At 73.9% G+C, this 17,165-nt stretch carries 19 protein-coding genes; 6 read left to right on the top strand and 13 right to left on the bottom strand.

The genetic code is table 11. The features are described 5' to 3' along the window. Positions 1 to 20: 20 nt before the first annotated feature. From ACLQ27_RS24165 to ACLQ27_RS24155, 3 genes are all read right to left on the bottom strand, one after another. Positions 21 to 632, bottom strand: coding sequence for a class F sortase (locus ACLQ27_RS24165; RefSeq protein WP_357489922.1), 612 nt, complete (start codon positions 630 to 632; stop codon positions 21 to 23). A gap of 86 nt (positions 633 to 718) precedes the next feature. Then, the gene (locus ACLQ27_RS24160) at positions 719 to 1,213 is read right to left on the bottom strand and encodes a hypothetical protein (RefSeq protein WP_234591483.1); all 495 of its coding nucleotides are present in this window, start codon (positions 1,211 to 1,213) and stop codon (positions 719 to 721) included. A 294-nt stretch (positions 1,214 to 1,507) separates the two neighbouring features. After that, positions 1,508 to 2,344, bottom strand: a complete 837-nt coding sequence (locus ACLQ27_RS24155; protein WP_357575271.1) for an ArsR/SmtB family transcription factor — start codon at positions 2,342 to 2,344, stop codon at positions 1,508 to 1,510. 122 nt (positions 2,345 to 2,466) lie between these two features. On the opposite strand from ACLQ27_RS24155, the gene ACLQ27_RS24150 reads away from it, so the two are divergent. After that, positions 2,467 to 3,738: a lycopene cyclase family protein gene (locus ACLQ27_RS24150; protein WP_425868751.1), complete on the top strand. Its 1,272-nt coding sequence runs from the start codon at positions 2,467 to 2,469 to the stop codon at positions 3,736 to 3,738. Between the two features lie 9 nt (positions 3,739 to 3,747). Here the strand turns inward: ACLQ27_RS24150 and ACLQ27_RS24145 are convergent, their stop codons facing one another. Further along, the gene (locus ACLQ27_RS24145) at positions 3,748 to 4,857 is read right to left on the bottom strand and encodes a serine hydrolase domain-containing protein (protein ID WP_425868749.1); all 1,110 of its coding nucleotides are present in this window, start codon (positions 4,855 to 4,857) and stop codon (positions 3,748 to 3,750) included. Between the two features lie 75 nt (positions 4,858 to 4,932). Beyond that, a complete protein-coding gene (locus ACLQ27_RS24140; protein ID WP_425868747.1) occupies positions 4,933 to 5,661 on the bottom strand; it encodes a tyrosine-protein phosphatase in 729 nt (242 codons plus the stop codon). Between the two features lie 82 nt (positions 5,662 to 5,743). Between ACLQ27_RS24140 and rnhA the strand changes: the two genes are divergently transcribed. After that, on the top strand, positions 5,744 to 6,217 hold the full coding sequence (gene rnhA, locus ACLQ27_RS24135) for a ribonuclease HI (protein ID WP_007459445.1): 474 nt from the start codon (positions 5,744 to 5,746) through the stop codon (positions 6,215 to 6,217). On the opposite strand, the gene ACLQ27_RS24130 is transcribed toward rnhA, so the two are convergent. The 3 genes from ACLQ27_RS24130 to ACLQ27_RS24120 all read right to left on the bottom strand — a co-directional run bounded on the left by ACLQ27_RS24130 (position 6,214) and on the right by ACLQ27_RS24120 (position 8,743). Then, on the bottom strand, positions 6,214 to 6,468 hold the full coding sequence (locus ACLQ27_RS24130) for a preprotein translocase YidC (protein ID WP_234591488.1): 255 nt from the start codon (positions 6,466 to 6,468) through the stop codon (positions 6,214 to 6,216). The genes rnhA and ACLQ27_RS24130 overlap by 4 nt on opposite strands. Before the next feature lie 204 nt (positions 6,469 to 6,672). Beyond that, positions 6,673 to 7,560: a pentapeptide repeat-containing protein gene (locus ACLQ27_RS24125; protein ID WP_425868745.1), complete on the bottom strand. Its 888-nt coding sequence runs from the start codon at positions 7,558 to 7,560 to the stop codon at positions 6,673 to 6,675. A gap of 76 nt (positions 7,561 to 7,636) precedes the next feature. Then, positions 7,637 to 8,743: a DUF5919 domain-containing protein gene (locus ACLQ27_RS24120; RefSeq protein ID WP_357489936.1), complete on the bottom strand. Its 1,107-nt coding sequence runs from the start codon at positions 8,741 to 8,743 to the stop codon at positions 7,637 to 7,639. A 165-nt stretch (positions 8,744 to 8,908) separates the two neighbouring features. Here ACLQ27_RS24120 and ACLQ27_RS24115 point away from each other — a divergent pair, with 165 nt between their 5' ends. Continuing rightward, positions 8,909 to 9,517 carry a hypothetical protein gene (locus ACLQ27_RS24115; RefSeq protein WP_357489938.1) on the top strand — a complete coding sequence of 203 codons (609 nt, stop codon included), beginning with the start codon at positions 8,909 to 8,911 and terminating at the stop codon, positions 9,515 to 9,517. Between the two features lie 6 nt (positions 9,518 to 9,523). On the opposite strand, the gene ACLQ27_RS24110 is transcribed toward ACLQ27_RS24115, so the two are convergent. Continuing rightward, a complete protein-coding gene (locus ACLQ27_RS24110; RefSeq protein ID WP_425868743.1) occupies positions 9,524 to 10,330 on the bottom strand; it encodes an SDR family oxidoreductase in 807 nt (268 codons plus the stop codon). Between the two features lie 42 nt (positions 10,331 to 10,372). Between ACLQ27_RS24110 and ACLQ27_RS24105 the strand changes: the two genes are divergently transcribed. Both ACLQ27_RS24105 and ACLQ27_RS24100 read left to right on the top strand, forming a co-directional pair. Further along, positions 10,373 to 10,975: an MBL fold metallo-hydrolase gene (locus ACLQ27_RS24105; protein ID WP_425868742.1), complete on the top strand. Its 603-nt coding sequence runs from the start codon at positions 10,373 to 10,375 to the stop codon at positions 10,973 to 10,975. Between the two features lie 181 nt (positions 10,976 to 11,156). Next, positions 11,157 to 12,188 carry an extracellular catalytic domain type 2 short-chain-length polyhydroxyalkanoate depolymerase gene (locus ACLQ27_RS24100; protein ID WP_234591504.1) on the top strand — a complete coding sequence of 344 codons (1,032 nt, stop codon included), beginning with the start codon at positions 11,157 to 11,159 and terminating at the stop codon, positions 12,186 to 12,188. On the opposite strand, the gene ACLQ27_RS24095 is transcribed toward ACLQ27_RS24100, so the two are convergent. Both ACLQ27_RS24095 and ACLQ27_RS24090 read right to left on the bottom strand, forming a co-directional pair. Next, on the bottom strand, positions 12,157 to 12,900 hold the full coding sequence (locus tag ACLQ27_RS24095) for a B3/B4 domain-containing protein (protein ID WP_425868740.1): 744 nt from the start codon (positions 12,898 to 12,900) through the stop codon (positions 12,157 to 12,159). The genes ACLQ27_RS24100 and ACLQ27_RS24095 overlap by 32 nt on opposite strands. Before the next feature lie 8 nt (positions 12,901 to 12,908). Then, positions 12,909 to 13,520 carry a LysE family translocator gene (locus ACLQ27_RS24090; RefSeq protein WP_357489948.1) on the bottom strand — a complete coding sequence of 204 codons (612 nt, stop codon included), beginning with the start codon at positions 13,518 to 13,520 and terminating at the stop codon, positions 12,909 to 12,911. Positions 13,521 to 13,582: 62 nt separating this feature from the next. On the opposite strand from ACLQ27_RS24090, the gene ACLQ27_RS24085 reads away from it, so the two are divergent. Further along, positions 13,583 to 15,136 carry a PLP-dependent aminotransferase family protein gene (locus ACLQ27_RS24085; RefSeq protein ID WP_425868737.1) on the top strand — a complete coding sequence of 518 codons (1,554 nt, stop codon included), beginning with the start codon at positions 13,583 to 13,585 and terminating at the stop codon, positions 15,134 to 15,136. Here the strand turns inward: ACLQ27_RS24085 and ACLQ27_RS24080 are convergent. Together ACLQ27_RS24080 and ACLQ27_RS24075 are read right to left on the bottom strand one after the other, a co-directional pair. Beyond that, positions 15,080 to 16,510 carry a DUF6297 family protein gene (locus tag ACLQ27_RS24080; protein WP_357575278.1) on the bottom strand — a complete coding sequence of 477 codons (1,431 nt, stop codon included), beginning with the start codon at positions 16,508 to 16,510 and terminating at the stop codon, positions 15,080 to 15,082. The genes ACLQ27_RS24085 and ACLQ27_RS24080 overlap by 57 nt on opposite strands. Continuing rightward, complete coding sequence (locus tag ACLQ27_RS24075; protein ID WP_357575279.1) at positions 16,507 to 17,130, bottom strand: ABC transporter ATP-binding protein; 624 nt, start codon at positions 17,128 to 17,130, stop codon at positions 16,507 to 16,509. Before ACLQ27_RS24075 ends, ACLQ27_RS24080 begins: the two co-directional genes overlap by 4 nt. Between the last annotated feature and the right edge of the window lie 35 nt (positions 17,131 to 17,165).

The following is a 17,165-nucleotide window of genomic DNA, read 5'->3' as shown; positions in this document are numbered from 1 at the left end:
CTAGACCTATTTGGACCGCGTCAGGCGGTGCGGGTGGCGAAGACGACGATGTTGTCCACGTAGTTGCCGGTCCCGGCGTCGAACCGGCCGCCGCAGGTGATCAGGCGCAGCCCGGCGGCGTCCGACGGGCCGTAGACCAGGCCGCTGGGGAAGCGATCCTTGGGGTACGCGTGGACGTTGTCCACTGTGAACGTGGTGACCCGCGCGTCGGCGCGGGTGACCTGGATCTCCTGGCCGGCGCGCAGTCGACCCAGGTCGAAGAAGACCGCCGGGCCGGCCGGGGAGTCGACGTGTCCCACCAGGACGGCGTTGCCGGTCTCTCCGGGGCTGACCCCGTGCCGGTACCAGCCGGCGAGGGTCGGCTTGTCCAGCGGGGGGACTTCCAGCACCCCGGCGGCGTCCACGCCGACGGGGACGATCTCCGCGCGTACACCGATGGCCGGAATCTGGACCCGGACGGGCGCGGCGCGGGAGAGCGGCGCCAGGTCCGGCGCGGGCCGGGTGTGTGTCGGTGCGTTCGCCGGCGGGCGTGGGGGCCGCGCCGGCTCGGCGGTGAGGCCGACGGTGATCAGCCCCAGCCCGGACACGCCGAGCAGGGCGACCACCGCCGGCAGGGTCCGTCGCCTCCACACGTGCCGACCTCCGTAGGGATCGTCGGATGCCCGTGCCGGTGTCACCGGCACGGGCATCCGTCCTCAGGGATGGAGCGCGTCGCCGGTCAGGCGACGGTGGACACCGGACGACGCCGGCGGAACAGGACCACCGCGCCCGCGGCGGCGGTGCCGAGCAGGGTGCCTCCGGCGGCGAGGGCGCCCGCGTCGCGGCCGTCGCGGTTGTCGCCGCCCGAGCCGGCCGGTGCGCCCCCGATCGGGGTGACGGTGAACGTGGCGCTGCCCGCCGAACTGCCGTCGCCGCAGGTAGCGGCCACCGTGTACGTGCCGAGGGTGAACCCGGCGGTGAACAGTTCGGCGCTGAGCCCGCCGCCGGCGGCGGCGGTGGTGGATCGGACGTTCTGGTCGCGGTTGGGTCCGGTGACCCGGAAGATGACGTCACCCGACTTCGGGTTGCAGGTCGTCGCGGTGAGTACGACGGTTCCCCCGACCGGGGTGGTGGCCGGTGACACGACGGTGTCGGCCAGTGCGGCGCCCGGCAGCAGGAGCGTGCCGAGGCCCACGCCGAGCGCCGCAGAGCAGAGTGCTGTTGAGACCTTCATACGCGTCTTCCCTCACTTTTCGTCCGCTGACTGCGTGGGACGTCGTTCGGGTGGCCAACTCCGTGACTAGCACCGGTGTGCCCAACACTAGGTTGGTTGGGACCTCGATCAGGTGAAAATGAGAAACCTTCGTTGCCGTCACGTGTCCACCCGAAGGCGGGGGAGAGCAGCGCTTAGGCCCCGACGGCCTTCAGGGGTGCCGGTGCTCCGGTCGATGTCCGCTCGGGCCGGGCTGTCGTCGCTGAGCCGATGGCGAGGTATGGCCGGCGACGGAGGAAATGCCCGCCGGCCGGCTCAGCCGGCCCGCTCGGCCGGGGCCGGTTCGGGCATGGGATCGCCGGTCTCCAGGAGGGTCTTGAGGCTGGCCAGCAGCTCCGGCCAGCCGCCGCTGCCGTCGAGTTGACCGCTGATCGCCCGGTGCATCTCGCTGTCCGGGGAGAAGTCGTCGTGGATGACTGTCAACCGGACGGCCGAGGGGCCGTGCGGCTCGATCTCGAAGGTCACCGTCGAGCGGCGCTCGCCGAGCCGAGCGGCCAGCTCCTCGGCGGACCAGCCGAAGTGCTCGGCGTGCTCGGGTTGAAAGCCGTGCCAGCTGTAGGAGAGGCGGCGGTACGGCTCGGCGACCAGCACCCGCTGGCCGAGATCGCGCGGCTCGCCCTCCGGCGCGTCCTGCCACAGCACCGGTGACCCGACCTGCCAGTCGGACACCAGTGCGACCCCACCCCAGTAGCGGCGGGTGAACGCGGGCTCCGTGAGCGCGGCCCACAGTCGCTGCGGGGTGGTGGTGACGTATGTCGTGTAGACGAACGTGGGGCCTGCCATGGGCTGTTCCTCCAATGCTGTGCTCAGGTCGGCGAGCGCGGCCGCCCGCTGCCGGTCGTAGCGGCTCAGCCACCGGTCGGCGATGGCGTTGATCGGGGCGGCATTGAGGTGGTGCACCTTTTCCCGGCCCCGCCGGACGGTCGTCACCAGGCCGGCTGCCTCCAGCACCGACAGGTGCTTGCTGACCGCCTGCCGGGTCGTCGGCAACCCGTCGCAGAGCTCTCGCAGGGTCTGGCCGTTGCGTGCGTTGAGCTGGTCGAGCAGCCGCCGCCGGCTGGGATCGGCCAGCGCCCGGAACGCCTCGTCCATTCGCCCTCCCGGAAAGCGCAACCATTCGGTTGCCTGAAAAGTTAGGCAACCGAATGGTTGCTTGTCAAGCCCGTGCCGCTCCGGGTTGCAAGGCCGGAGCGCTTTGTGCGGAGGCCGGGGCGGTGTGGCAGCGTGGGGCGGTGACCGATTCCGCCCCGCTCGACGTCGACCTCGCGCTGCTCGGCGGCGGGGGCGCCGCCTCGCTGCTGCTCGCCGCGCTGGACCGGCACGGCGTCCGCGACCTGCGGATCGCCGTCGTGGACCCGGTGCGCCGGCGCGGCCAGGACCGCACCTGGGCGTTCTGGGGCGACCCGAGCGCCGACCTCGACCCGCTGCTGAGCGCGAGCTGGCGGCAGGTCGAGGTGGCGACGCCCGCGCGGCGCCGCGTCCTGGACCTGACCCCGCTGCGGTACGCCATGCTGCGCTCCGGCCCGGTCTACGACCGGGCTGCCGAGGCCGAGCGTCGGCTGGACGCCATCCGGATCGTCGCGCCGGCCGAGGCGGTGACCGACGACGGCGCCCGGGTGGTCGTGCGCACCGGCGACGGCCGCGTCGTACGGGCCGGCTGGGTGCTCGACTCCCGCCCCCGCCCACCCGCGCGAGCGGGGCGGACGACCTGGTTGCAACATTTCCGCGGCTGGTGGCTGGAGTCCGAGCGCCCGGCGTTCGACCCGCGGCGGGCGGTGCTCATGGACTTTCGCACCCCGCAGCCCGCCCGGGGCGTCTCCTTCGGCTACGTGCTGCCGGTCAGCGACCGCTACGCCCTGGTCGAGTACACCGAGTTCTCACCCGGTCTGCTCACCGACGCCGGGTACGACAGGGCGCTGGCCGACTACCGCGACCTACTGGGGCTCGACCCGGCGGGGCTGCGTGTGCGCGAGGTGGAGAACGGGGTGATCCCGATGACCGACGCGCCGTTTGCCGCCCGACCGTCGGCCCGCATCGTCCGCCTCGGCACGGCCGGCGGCGCGACCCGCCCCTCCACCGGCTTCACCTTCTCCGCCATGTACCGCCAGGCCGACCAGGTGGCCCGCGCGCTCGCCGCCGGTCAGCCGCCGGTGCCCAGGCCCGCGTACCCGGCCCGGCACCGCTGGATGGACGCGGTGGCGCTGCGCGCGCTGGACCGGGGCGGCGTCGGCGGCCCCGAGTTCTTCGACCGGCTCTTCGACCGCAACCCGCCCGAGCGGGTCCTGCGCTTCCTCGACGGGGTCACCACCCCTGCCGAGGAGATCGCGATCATGAACTCCACCCGACTGCTGCCGATGATCGCCGCCACGGCCGGCGACGCGGCGCACCGCGTACGCGACCGGCTGCGGCCCGCCCGGCCCGCGCCGGCCATCCCGGCGGCCGTGGTGGGCGGGCCGCTCCGGCCCGTCAGCGACTCGCAAACCTGACCGGGGCGGTCAGCGACTCGCGGCCACCCGGTCGCGGATCAGCACGCGCACGTCCTCCATCGGGTCACCGTCACCGGCGGCCAGCAGCGTCTTCGTCGCCGCGATCGTCAACCCCAGCTCCGGATACGCGTACGCGAGGCTGCCGCCGCTGCCGGCCGCGCCGAACGAACCGTCGCCGTCCACCGCGTACCCGAGGCCCCAGGTCGTCTCCTGCCCGAACACCCACTCCGGTCCGGGCGGCCCGTCGAGCGTCGCCGCCTCCCGCATCCGGGCCGGCGAGATCAACCGGACGCCGTCCACCTCGCCGATCAGCGCCGCGAGCATCCGCGCCGCCGCCCGAGCGGTCATGGTGCCGGTGGCCGGCACGTCGGCCGCCAGGACGTCGGCGCGGCTGCCGACCTGCGCACCCGGCCGCACGCCGGACGGGGCGACCCGGTCGAAGTTCGGCAGGTTGGCGCTCGCGTAGTCGAACAGCGCCGCCATGTTGCGGTCCTCGACACGGGCCAGCCGGCCCAGCTCGGCCGCCGGAACCCCGAGGTACAGCTCGTCGGCCACGCCGAGCGGCCCGGCCACGTCGTCGGCGAGCACCTGGGAGATGCGCCGGCCGGTCACCCGGCGGACCACCTCGCCGACCAGCCAACCGAAGGTCCACGCGTGGTACGCCTTCACCTCACCGGCCGGCGCGATCGGCTCCGCGTCGGCCAGGAGGGCGCACATCCGGTCCCAGTCGGTGAAGTCCTCCGGCGTCACGTCGGCGGGCAGGGCCGGCACGCCGGCGGTGTGGGTGAGCGCGTGCCGCAGGGTGACCCGATCCTTGCCGTGCCGGGCGAACTCCGGCCACACGTCGGCGATCCGCAGGTCGTAGTCCAGTTCGCCGCGCTCGGCCAGCACGTGCACCACTGTCGAGGTGAGGACCTTGCCGGTCGACGCGCTCCAGATCGGGGTGTCGGCCCCCAGCTCCCGGCCGGTGTCCCGGTCGGCGACCCCGGCCTGCACCGTCACGATCGGTCCGCCGTCGAGATACGCGGCGACCTGCACCCCGGATTCCCGTCCGCTGGCGATCAGCTCGTCGATCATCTGCCGTACGTCGGCCCGCAGGCCGTCCCAGTTCCCGTCCACGGTCGTCGACTCTGGCAGACCAGGTGGCGATCGCGCGCAGGATTATCAGCCAGCGGCGAGTCCTCCGCGGCGCCCTCAGTCGGTGAGCAGCCTCCCCCGCAGCCGAGCGGTCAACGACTCGTCCACGCCGAGCCGGTCGGTGGCGTAGCTGACCACCGACCCGTACGCTGCGGTCAGGTCGGCCAGGAAGTGCCGGATGACGGCCTCGGGGGCGCGACCGTAACCGGGCCAGATCAGCTCACGGTCGGGGTTCAGGGCCCGCCAGTCAGCGATGAGGCGCTCGGTGGCCAGCTCGGTACGCGCGAAGTCGGCGGCGATCTGCTCCTCGTCGACGCCCAGCAGGGCCAGCAGCAGCGCGGCCAGCAGGCCGGTGCGGTCCTTGCCGGACGCGCAGTGGAAGACCAGCGGCGAGTCGGTGGCGGCGATCACCTCCAACGCCTCACGCAGCTCGGCGACGCCGTCCTCGGCGACCTCTGCGTACCGGTCGGCCAGATAGCGCCACGGGTCGACCGTCGGGTCGATCGTCGCCTGGTCGTAGGGGCGGTGCTCGACGCTCAGGTTGTGCCAGGTCAGCCCGTCGATCTGCGGCGCCCGGCCCCGCGCGGCGATCTCCCACGGATACCGCAGGTCGATCACCGTGCCGACACCGAGGGCGCGGAACCGGTCCAGGTCGGCGCCCGCCAGCTTGCCCAGCGAGTCCGAGCGGTAGAGCAGGCCCCAGCGGACCGTTCGACCGTCGTCGGTGCGGTGACTACCGAGGTCGCGGAAGTTGTGCAGACGATCGAACGCGACATGCCGGTCCATCGGCCCGACCCTAGCGCCTCCGGCCCGGCGTGGCGGCCCCCGACGGGTCGGCGCGAGGTCGCCGCCGGGTAGGTTGCCTGCCATGGTGGACGCGGCGGCCGGCAGGGGCGTGCAGATCTGGACCGACGGGGCGTGCAGCGGCAATCCCGGACCGGGCGGCTGGGGCGCGCTGCTGCGCTACGGCGACCACGAGCGGGAGCTGTGCGGCGGCGAGGCCACCCCGACGACCAACAACCGGATGGAGCTGATGGCGGCCATCCAGGCCCTGGAGAGCCTGAACCGGCCGGTCACCGTCGAGCTGCACACCGACAGCACCTACGTGCGCAACGGCATCACGAGCTGGCTGGCGTCGTGGAAGCGCAACGGCTGGCGCACGGCCGCGAAGCAGCCGGTCAAGAACGCCGACCTGTGGCAGCGGCTGGAGGCGGCCTGCGAGCGGCACGAGGTCACCTGGCTGTGGGTGAAGGGGCACAACGGTCACCCGGAGAACGAGCGCGCCGACGGTCTGGCCAACAAGGGCATGACCGAGGCGCGGGCGGCGCTGGCGAGCCGCTAGGTCGTCCGCCCGGATCGGCGGGTCGCGTCGGGGTGGCCCGGCATGCTCGACCCGCCGCCGCTGCTGCCGGAGGAGCCGCCGGTCATCCCCGAGCTGTTGTCCTCGGTGACGATGTCCGGTGGCACGTCGGTATCGGCCGGCGGCGGGACTTCGGTGTCCGCCTCGACCTGCACCAACGGTACCTGGCCGGCCTCGTCCTCGCTGTGCTGCGGGTCGCCCGGCAGCTCGCCGTCGCGCTTTCGGAAGCCCACGCCGTGCCCCCCCCGTCGATACCGGTCCGAGTCGGCCGTGGCTACCCGGCGTCATCACCCCGAAACCTCGCCCGGCGAGCGGCTCCCTCCCGGCGAGCGGTTCCGGCGGGCGCAGGGACCGCCGACGGGTGAGGGACCGCCGGCGGGTGAGGGGCCGGCCGGAGGTGGCGGTGCCCGCGTACGCGCGGCTCGCCGCACCCGCCGTCAGCGGCGGCGGCCCCGGCGGGTCGGGGCGGCGGCCCGTGCGGGGCGGCGCACCGGCGTGAGCGCCAGCGCCGTCCAGTGCGCCGGCCGGGTCAGCGTTGCCGGCACTGCGGTGCGGACGTCACCCCGGGCGGCGTCCAGCTGGGCCTGGTGCAGGAACAGGGTGGCGCGCAGGTCCGCGCCGCGCAGGTCGGCCCCGCGCAGGTCGGCGCCCGTGACGTCGGCCAGACTCAGGTCGACGCCGCGCAGGTCGGCGCCGACCAGCAGCGCGCCGCGCAGGTTGGCCCGGCGCAGGTCCGTCCGGCGCAGGTCCGCACCGAGGAGCTGCGCGCCCCGCCGATCGAGCCCGCCGGGGGAGCGGGCCGCGTCGCTGGCCCGCGACAGGAGCGGGTTGACGCGGGCCCGGTGCGCGTCGACGTCAACGCCGCGCAGCCGCGCCGGGTCACCGTCGGCGAGCGCGGCGATCTCGGCGCGGGCGCGATCCAACTCGGCGCGCAGCGCGACCGGTGGGCGCAGCGACACCGCCTCGCCGAGATACCAGAGCAGTTCGTGCAGCGGACGCAGCACCGTGAACGCCTCGGCCATCGCGGGCAGTGTCTCCGGGGCGTCGCGCCAGTCCCGTCCACCGAAGGTGACCTGGGCGACCTGCTGCCCGGCCCCGAAGCAGTCGAAGACCGTACAGCCGGCGAACCCCCGCTCCCGCAGCTCGGTGTGGATGCCGCAGCGGTGATCCGGGCGCAGGTTCGGGCAGGCGCGTCCGGCCGGCTTGTCGATGGCGAAGTCGGCCGACGCGGCGAAGGCGGGAACCACGCAGCACAACCCGAAACAGCGCGCGCAGTCGGCACGCAGATGCGACGGCGGCGACGGCGGCGCGGGATCTGTCGACACGGGGGAACGGTCCTCCTGGCGATCGAGGCGGTGACCCCATTGTCCCGCGCCTCGGCCCGACCCAGCGGGTCGGGGGTCACCGTCCGTGCGCGTCGCCGGCCGCCGCGGAGCGGGGAGCGGGGGTACGCGAACCATCCGGCGGCGGCACCAGCCGGCGGATCTCCCGCTGCCCGTCGCCGCCGCCGTACTTCTGGTCGAAGTGCCGGCGTACGGTGGCGGCCGGCGTCCGGTCCCCGTCGACCGGCTCGGCCAGGGCGAACACGCCCGGGGCGCCGCCCGGCGCGCGTGGTGGCAGCACGGCCCGCACGGTCAGCGGCCCGGTCACCTTGAACACTCCGCAGTCGACGTAGTGCTGCCCGTCCACGCTCACGTAGGGCACCTGCACCTCGACCACGTCGGAGTCGTCGTGGCGCAGCGTGACGGCGACCGACCAGTACCGCTCCAGGTTGACGGTTGCCTGCTCGTGCTCCCACAGCTCCTCGAACCGGGCGTGCACGAACCCGCCCCAGGGGCTGTCCATGTCCACCTCGAGCTGGGGCACGTTGAACGACAGCTTCCCGATCGGGAAGAACGAGATCAGCGCCCGGCTGTCCCACTGGTAGAGCTGGATGGACGGGGACGCGTCGTAGAGCCGAACCTGCAACCGGTGCCGCAGTCGGGCGTCGAGCGAGTCCTGGAACAGCGCCAGGTGGCGCAGGTTGGTGCGGATCTGGCGCGGCACGTCCACCCGCTGCCGTTCCAACTCCTCCGAGCGCTGCTGCGCGGCCGTGCAGTCCGGGTCCAGCAGGAGCAACTGCACCTGCGCGCCGTTGGCGAGCGCCGCCCGCATCCCCCGCAGCGCCTCCTCGCGCTGCGTGTCCTCCAGCAGGATCGTCCAGGTGTCCAGGATCCGCACCCGGCGTCCGGAGCGGTACAGCCGGGCCACGAAGGCGTGCTGGTCGAAGCTCAGGTGCTCCTGCACACGCGCCCTGCGGGCCTCCTCGAACAGCGGGTCGAAGATGACGTACGAGATGGCCGCGAGCACCACGCTGGAGCCGATGTTGAGCAGCAGGTCGCTGAGGAAGCCGCTGCTGCGCCAGGCGGCCAGCAGCATCACGAGGGCGATCCCGAGTAGCGCGCCGCCGACGCCGAACGCACGTCGTTGCCGGCCGCCACGGTTACCCCGACCAGCCCACTCGGGCATCCGGTCCCCTTTCCGTCCTGGCCCACCGATCATCGAGATGCGGAGGATACGTGCCGGCTTTGCCGCTCGCTGTCCTCTTCGCGACCGACGCGTTCGCCGACCCGGCCGCCCGAACCGCTCTTAAGGTGACGGTAACGGGGTCGGGCGAGCGCGGAAGGTGACGGTGTGGACGACGCGGAACGCGAGAAGGCGCTGCTGAGCGTCCTCAGCACCGAGCACTACGCCCTACAGACGTCTCGCTCCGGCACGATCGACGAGGCCACCGGACGCGCCACCATCTTCCTGTCCGTGCTGTCGGCGGCCCTGATCGGCCTCGGCTTCGCCGCCGGCAACGACAAGGTGGTCCGGCCCTACCTGGGCGCGGTGTTGCCCATCCTGGTGATCATCGGGATCCTGACCTTCCTGCGGCTGGTGGAGACCACCGTGGAGAACTCGCTGGACCTGAAGCGGATTCAGCGCATCCGCGCCTACTACCACCATCGTCTGGCCAGCGAGCACGACTTCTTCGCCGACGCGGTGGTCTCCGAGGACACTGCGCAGGCGGCTTGGACGATGGTGGGCACCCGGCCGGGGCGCTGGGAGTTCCTGCTCACCACGGCGGCGCTCGTGGGCGCGGTCAACGCGGCGCTCGTCGGGTCGGGCGTCGCCCTGCTGCTCGGCATGGTCGGGCGCTGGCACTGGCTGATGGTCGTCGCGGGGGTGGCGGTCGCGCTGGCGGCGTTCGCGGCCCAGTTCGCGTACATCCTTTGGACGTCGGCGGGACGCACGGCCTGAGGGCACTCAGACCCGACGCCAGTCGTCGCTGGCGAGCGCGTTGGCCTGCGGACCCATCAGCAGCATGCCACCATCGACGGGCCAGGACGCCCCGGTGACGTAGCTGGCGGCAGGCGAGGCCAGCAGTGCGACCACTGCCGCCACCTCCCGGGCGTCGCCGGGCCGTCCCACCGGCACGCCGGGCCGGTCCTGGCTGAACGGGTCGACGTCCTCCTGACCGGTCATCGGCGTGGCGATCTCGCCCGGCGCTACCGCGTTGACGGTGATCCCGTCGGCGGCCAACTCCTGGGCCATCACCCGGGTCAGCAGCCCCAGGCCGCCCTTCGCGGCGCAGTACGCGGCGGAACCCACCCGCGGCGCGTGCTCGTGCACGCTGGTGATGTTGATGATCCGTCCGCCGGCGCCGACGGCCCGCATCCGTCGCGCGGCCCGCTGCGCGCACAGAAAGGGCGCGTCGAGGTCCACGGCGAGCACCTCGCGCCACTGGTCCCAGCCGGTGTCGACGAACGGCGTCGAAGCGCCAGTGCCGGCGTTGTTGACCAGCACCCCGATGCCGCCGAGCCGGTCGGCCAACTCGTCGATCACCGCCGCCGCGTCCGGCAGGCGGGTGAAGTCCACCTCGGCGACCTCGCACCGCCGCCCGGTGGCGCGGACCTCGGTCGCGGTCCGTTCGGCGCCGTCGGGGTCGCCGTACCAGGTGATGCCGATGTCGAAGCCGGCCTCGGCCAGGGCGACCGCGCTGGCCTTGCCGATGCCGGAGTCCGCGCCGGTGACCACGGCGATCCTCGGGTAGTTGTCGTATCGCTGGGGCATTGCTGCGCAGTACCCCGACCGGGCGCGGCGTACCGTCGCCGGATGCGGATCACCCGATACACACACTCCTGCGTCCGCGTCGAGCACGACGGCGGCGTGCTGGTCGTCGACCCGGGCACCTGGAGCGAGCCGGGCGCGCTCGCCGGCGCGGACGCCGTCCTGGTCACCCACGAACACACCGACCACGTGGACGTGCTGCGCCTGGCCGGGCTGGGCGTCCCGGTGTACGCCCCGGAGGGCGCCCGGCTGCCCGACCTCGCCCCGCTGCCGGTGACGCGGGTACGCGCGGGGCAACGCTTCACCGCCGCCGGCATCACCGTCAGCGCGCACGGTGGCCGGCACGCCGCCATCCACGAGGGCCAGCCGGACTGCCCCAACCTCGGCTACCTGATCGGCGACGGGCTCTACCACCCGGGCGACTCGGTGCACGTGCCGGACGAGCCGGTGCACACTCTGCTCGTTCCCGCCCAGGGGTCGTGGCTGCGCCTGGACGAGGCGATCCGCTTCGCCCGCGCGGTGGACGCCGCCGCCGCGTACCCGATCCACGACGCGCAGCTCAACCACCGTGGTCTGGCCAGCGTCGCCGGCTGGTTCGCCGAGACCATCCCCGGCTACCGCCACCTCGCCCCGGGCGACACCGCCTGAGCGACGGCGTCGTCGCAGCAGTGGGAACCTCGTCGGGCGCGTCACCGGGACCGTCGTGGGTGGTCGGGGCACACACCGACATCGACGAGCGTGTCGGTCGGGCTCATGTCGGGTGTGGCCTGCGTCACGGTAGCTTCGGCGCACGCCGACGCCCCCGACGGCGCTGCCGAGGAGAACGTTCATGACCCCACCGCGCCGAACCGCCACCGCCGTGACCGCCGTCCTGCTGCTGATCCTGACCATCGCGGCCCCCGCCCAGGCCGCCACCCCCGCCACCACATCGCCCGTCTCCGGGTCGTTGGGCACCTACAACATCTCCGGGGTGTACGTCGCCGGCGTGTCCTCCGGTGGCTACATGGCGACCCAGCTGCACGTCGCCTACTCGTCCCGGATCCGGGGCGCTGCCGTCTTCGCGGCGGGCCCGTACTACTGCTCGCAGAACACCGTCGCCCAGGCGCTCTACGGCTGCGGTGACAACCTGTACCCGACGAACGTGTCCGCCCTGCAGACGTACACCAGGACCTGGGCGACGTACGGCTGGGTCGACCCGGTCGGCAACCTCTCCGGCGACCCGGTGTACGTGTTTCACGGCGCCAACGACACCTCCGTCAAGAAGTCCGTCACCGACGACCTGGTCCGCTACTACCAGCACTTCGGGGCCAGCGTGCAGTACGACAGCGGCTCGGCCGCCGGTCACTCGTGGGTCACGCCGTACGGCACGTCCGGGTGTACGGCCACCGCCTCGCCGTTCCTCAACGACTGCGGCACCGACCCCCAGAACGCCCTGCTGCGCAAGCTGCTCGGCGGGGTGAACGCGCCAAATCCCGCGGCTCTCGGTGGCCGGCTCGTGCGCTTCGACCAGAACACCTTCGCGGTCAACGGCTGGGCCAACGGGCTGAGCATGGATGCCAACGGCTTCGCCTACGTCCCGTCGGCCTGCGCCGCCGGGCAGTCGTGCCGGCTGCTTGTCGCCCTGCACGGCTGCGCCCAGGGGTACGGGTCGGTGGGCACGGCGTTCGTCGACCGGGCCAACCTCAACCAGTACGCGGACACCAACAACCTGGTCGTGCTCTACCCGCAGGCGGGCACGGCCCTGAGCAACCCGAACGGCTGCTGGGACTGGTGGGGCTACCTGGGCGCGACCAACTTCCCGATCAAGGGCGGCGCGCAGGTGGAGTCCATCATGAACATGGTCCGCCGGCTGGACGGCTGAGGGTGGTGGCCGCCGGGGCGCAGAAGCGGGGCGCGGCGGCGGTGAGCACCGCGGCTGTCGCCGGGACGGACCACCCGTCGGTCAGCTCCGCCACCAGGGTGTCGACCAGCCGGGTCACGGCCGGCTCGGCGCCCTGGTGCAGCGCCTCGGCGACGATCAGCACCGACGAGGTGCCCGCCCGTACGGCGGACCATCCGCTCTGCCGGTTCGTCCATCGCCGGGCGTGCGCCCGCCCGACCGAGTCGACGAAGGTGACCTCGCCCGGGTCGGGGTGCTCGGTGTCGCCGGCGAAACTCAGGTACGTCTCGTCGCCGTGCGCCGGCCGGACCACCAGGTCGCCGTCGACCCGGTCCAGGTCGAGAACGGCAACGGGGATGGCGTAGGCCGCCGAGACGGCGTTGCAGAGATCGACCAGCGGGTGCACGCGGGGCAGTTCGCCGTCCAGACGTAGCCGGCGCAGCAGGGCTTCGGCCGCGCACCGGTACCTGGTAGGTCGTAAGCCCATGGCCGCGTACGCTCGCCGCCACGCCTGGATCTCCGGGAACCCGCTCTCGCTGCCGTCAGCGGTCAACCGCCGTCGGGCCTCGGCGAGGTGGTCGGCCGTGCTCCCCGTCCGGTCGGCGTCGGCGGTGATCCCGTCGGCGACGTGCACCACACCGGCGATCAGGTCGGGATGTGCGGCGCGAAGCTGCGCCGAGTGCTCGAACTGCATGGGACTCCCTATCGTTCGGTGAGGGCGAGCGTCACGCCGAGCGCGACGAACGTGCCGGCGACGGACCGGCGCAGCCAGTCGGTGACGCGGGGGCGGCTCAGCACCCGGTCCCGCAGGCGGGCGGCGAAGACGCCGTAGCCGCTGAACACCACGAAGGTGAGCAGCATGAACACCACGCCGCAGGCGAGCATCGCCCGGGCCGAGCCCGGGGCGGTGGTGTCCACGAACTGCGGCAGGAACGCGACGAAGAACAGCGTCGGCTTCGGGTTGAGCAGGTTGACCAGCACACCGGAGACGATCACCCGGGCCGCCGAGCGGGGTGGGCGCTCGCTCGTCGCCGCGAAGGCGCTGCGGTCGCGGATCGTCGACCAGCCCAGGTAGAGCAGGTAGCCGACGCCCAGGTAACGGACGGCCTCGAACGCCGTGGCGCTCGCCTGCAACAGTGCCGCCAGCCCGGTCAACGCCGCCACCAGGTGCGGCACCACGCCCAGCGTGCAGGCGAACGCGGCCAGCACGCCCGCCCGGGCGCCCCGGGACAGTCCGGCGGAGAGGGTGAAGAACACCCCGGTGCCGGGGGTGATCACCACGATCAGGGCGGTGATCAGAAAGGGGATGCTCACGGTCGTCCTCCGGTGGAGTCGGGCGGGGTGTCTGCGACCCACTCTCCTGCCAAGATGGACCGGTGAGCAGGGCCAAACCGAACGACTCCGAGAGGTCCATAACGGCCGGCTCGGATTTTCTGCACCTCACCGTCGCCGACGCGCCCCCCGGAGGGCGTGCCGACTGGCTCGCCGGCCGGCTGCGCCAGGCGATCGCCGAGGGGCGGGTGCCGATCGGCGCCCGGCTCCCCGCCACCCGGGTGCTCGCCGCCGACCTCGGCGTCTCCCGGGGCGTGGTCACCGAGGCATACCAGCGGCTCACCGAGGAGGGGCACCTCGCCGGCCGGGGCCGGGCCGGAACGTTGGTCGTCGGCGCCCCGGGAGCGCCGCCCGCGCCGCCCCCCGCCCCGGCCGCGCCGGCGGAACCGGCTGCGCTCTTCCCGCCGACGCCCGGCAGCGACATCTTCGACGCGGTACGCGCGGCCCGCGCGACGATCGACCTGACCCCCGGCGTACCCGACCTGACCGCCTTTCCCCGCGCGGACTGGCTGCGGTCGGAACGCGCCGTGCTCGGCCGTGTCGCCGCGGCGGACCTCGGGTACGGCGACCCGTGCGGGGCGCCCGCGCTGCGCGGGGCCGTCGCCGCCTGGCTGGCCCGCAACCGGGGCATCACCGTCGACCCCGTCGACGTGATCATCGTGGCCGGGGTGTCGCAGGCGGTCGGGCTCCTGGCCCAGGCGCTCCGCCCGGCCGGCATCGATCACATCGCGGTCGAGGAGCCCGGTTCGCTCGGCGTACGGCAGCACCTGAACAACTGGCAGGTCGTCACCCCGCCGGTCCGCGTGGACGACGCCGGGCTGCGGGTCGACGAGCTGGTCGCCAGCGGCCTGCCCGCGGTGTTGCTCACGCCCGCGCACCAGTTTCCGACCGGCGTGGTGCTCGACGGTGACCGGCGTCGCCAACTCCTGGACTGGGCACGGGCCGGCGGTCTGATCATCGAGGACGACTACGACGCCGAGCACCGCTACGACCGGCCCCCGGTGCCGGCGCTGCGGGGGCTGCTGCCCGAGCAGGTCTGCTACGCCGGAAGCGTGTCCAAACTGCTCGCCCCGGCGCTGCGGGTCGGCTGGCTGCTCGTGCCGCAGCGACTGCGCGCCGCGGTGGTGGCCGCCAAACGCAACGCCGACCTGGGCAACGCGGTGCTGCCGCAGCTGGTCCTGGCGGAGCTGATGACCTCCGGCGCGCTGGAACGGCACCTGCGGCTGCTGCGCCGCCGGCACACCCGCCGCCGGGACGCGATGATCACCGCCCTGGCCCGGCACCTGCCCACCGCCACCGTGCACGGCGCCGCGGCCGGACTGCACCTGACGATCACCCTGGACGACGCCGCCGTGGCGGACACGGAACTGGCGGCGGCGACACTGGCGCGCGGGGTGAAGGTGCAGCCCCTGTCGTGGCACTGCCAACGGCCCCACCGGCCCGGCCTCGTGCTCGGCTACGCGGCCCGGACGGCGACGGAGATCGACGAGGGCGTCGCCGCCGTCGCCGCCGCGCTGGCGCCGACGAATCGGCCGGCTCGCTCAGCCCAGGAAGAGCTGCACGAGCACGAGCACGGCCAGCAGCGCCGGCCCGCGTGAGCCCTGGCGCAGCAGGTCGACCGGGACCATCCCGAACGGCGTGTTGACAGTCGCGCCGCCGTAGTTGATCGGCGGGCGGGTGCCGGCCCGCCAGGCGGCGGCCACCACCCCGACCGCAAGCGTCGGCGCCAGCCAGGCCGGGCCGGCGTCGAGGGTCGGCAGACTCGGCAGGGTCAGCAGCCACCACAGGCCCGCGCCGACCGCCGGCACCACCACGTGGATACCGCGCAGCGCCGCGTCGCTGCCACCGAGCGCCCGGCGCAGCCCGGGTGACCGACTGACCGCGCGCAGGCCCCCGGTGAGCCGGTCGGTGGCGAAGTAGGCGAACACCACCTGGGTGGCGCCGGCGAGCCCGGGCAGGGCGAGCGCGGCAGCGTACTGGACGCCGATCAGCCCGGCCCAGATCAGCAGGGCGCTGGGGTGGCGCCGCAGTCGGCGTACGTCGGCCTGCAGCAGCGCCCACCAGGCCGGGCCGGGCAGGAAACGGCGGCTGCGGACCCGGCCGATGCGCCGCCACCGCCGGCTCTCCACCAGGCTGGTGAGCATGCTCGGGTCGAGCAGGATCGTGGCCGTCGCGGCGGCGTTGGCGAACTGCGCGCCGGTCGTCAGCGTGGCCCGGTCCACCCGGGGCAGCGCGCGTACGGCGAGAACCGTGCCCAGGACCGCGAGGGGCACCCCGACAGCGACAAGCGCGCCGGTCGGCAGCGCCGCCGGCCGGGGCAGTTCGTCGCCGAGGCGACCGGCGATCACCACGAGAGTGGCGACGACGGCGGCCGTCACCATCGGCGTCGCCCCGACCACCGTCGGCCAGCGGCGGCCGGCCCGACTGCTCTGGGCGACGACGCTCAGGGCGAGCGCGGCGGCGCCCCACCCGGCGCCGGCCGCCGCGGCCCAGCCCACCGCACCCAGCTGGGTGACACCGCCCAGCACGGCCACGGCCACCGCGAGCAGCGCCGTGCCGGCCGCCGCTCCCGCCAGCAGGACGCCCAGGCGCGGCGCCAGCCAGGCCCGCCGGTCCACCGGAGCGCTGGTCACCCAGCTCTGGGTGGCCGGGGTGACCAGCAACGGGCCGAGCGCGCGCAGACCCCGCCAGGCGAGCCCCGCGCCGGCCAGCAGCGCGGCGACCGCCAGCCACCAGCGCACCCCCGCGTCGGCCCGGCCCACGGTGGGGGAGACCAGCACGTCGCGGCTGGCGCTGACCGCGAACCAGCCGTACATGCCCACGAAGAGCACGATGACGTACGCGTCGCCCAGCACGTCGCCGAGCGAGTGCTCGTGGTGGCGGCGGCGGGCCCGGCGCAGGTGCGTACGCACCTGTCGGGCGGTGGGCAGCCCGGCGGGTGTCTGGGCGAGCGTGGCCGGCGGGGCGCTCACCGACCGATCTCGATCCGCTCGTCGACCACCGCGTCGATCAGCTCCGGGTCGTGCGAGGCCAGCAGCACTGCGGTGCCGGCGTCCCGTTCCCGGCGCAGCCGATCGGCCAGCCACTGCCGGCCGCGCACGTCCAACCGCTGCTCCGGCTCGTCCAGGATCAGCACCCGGCGGGGGCGCACGAAGCACGACGCCAGCGCCAGCCGGCGGCGCTGCCCACTGGACAGGGTCACCGGCAGCTGGTCGCGGGCCGGTTCCAGGCCCAGCTCGGCGAGCACCTCCTCGACCGGCTCGGCGCTGCCCCCGTGGGCGTACGCGACCAGCTCCAGGTGCTCGACAACCGACAGGTCGGGAAAGAAGTCGATGTCGTCCAGGGCGGCCGCGACCAGGGCACGCACCTGCGGGTCGGTCTCGTCGGCCCGGTACCCGTGCACCCGCACTTCACCCGCGTCCGGCCGGTCGGCGCCCACCACACACCGCAGCAGGGTGGTCTTGCCGCTGCCGTTGGGGCCCAGCACCACCGCGATCCGACCCGGCGCCACCGTGAAGCTCACGTCGTCGAGCACGACCAGGTTGCCGAAGTTGCGGCTGAGTCCCCGCACCGAGAGAGCGTCCACGGTCACACACTCTCCCAGACCCGTGCCACCGACCAACGCGA

The sequence above is a fragment of the Micromonospora sp. DT63 genome, assembly GCF_049841615.1.
Classification (GTDB): Bacteria; Actinomycetota; Actinomycetes; order Mycobacteriales; family Micromonosporaceae; genus Micromonospora.
Note: the sequence above shows the minus strand (reverse complement) of the source record. Positions and strands in the feature narration are given on the sequence as shown.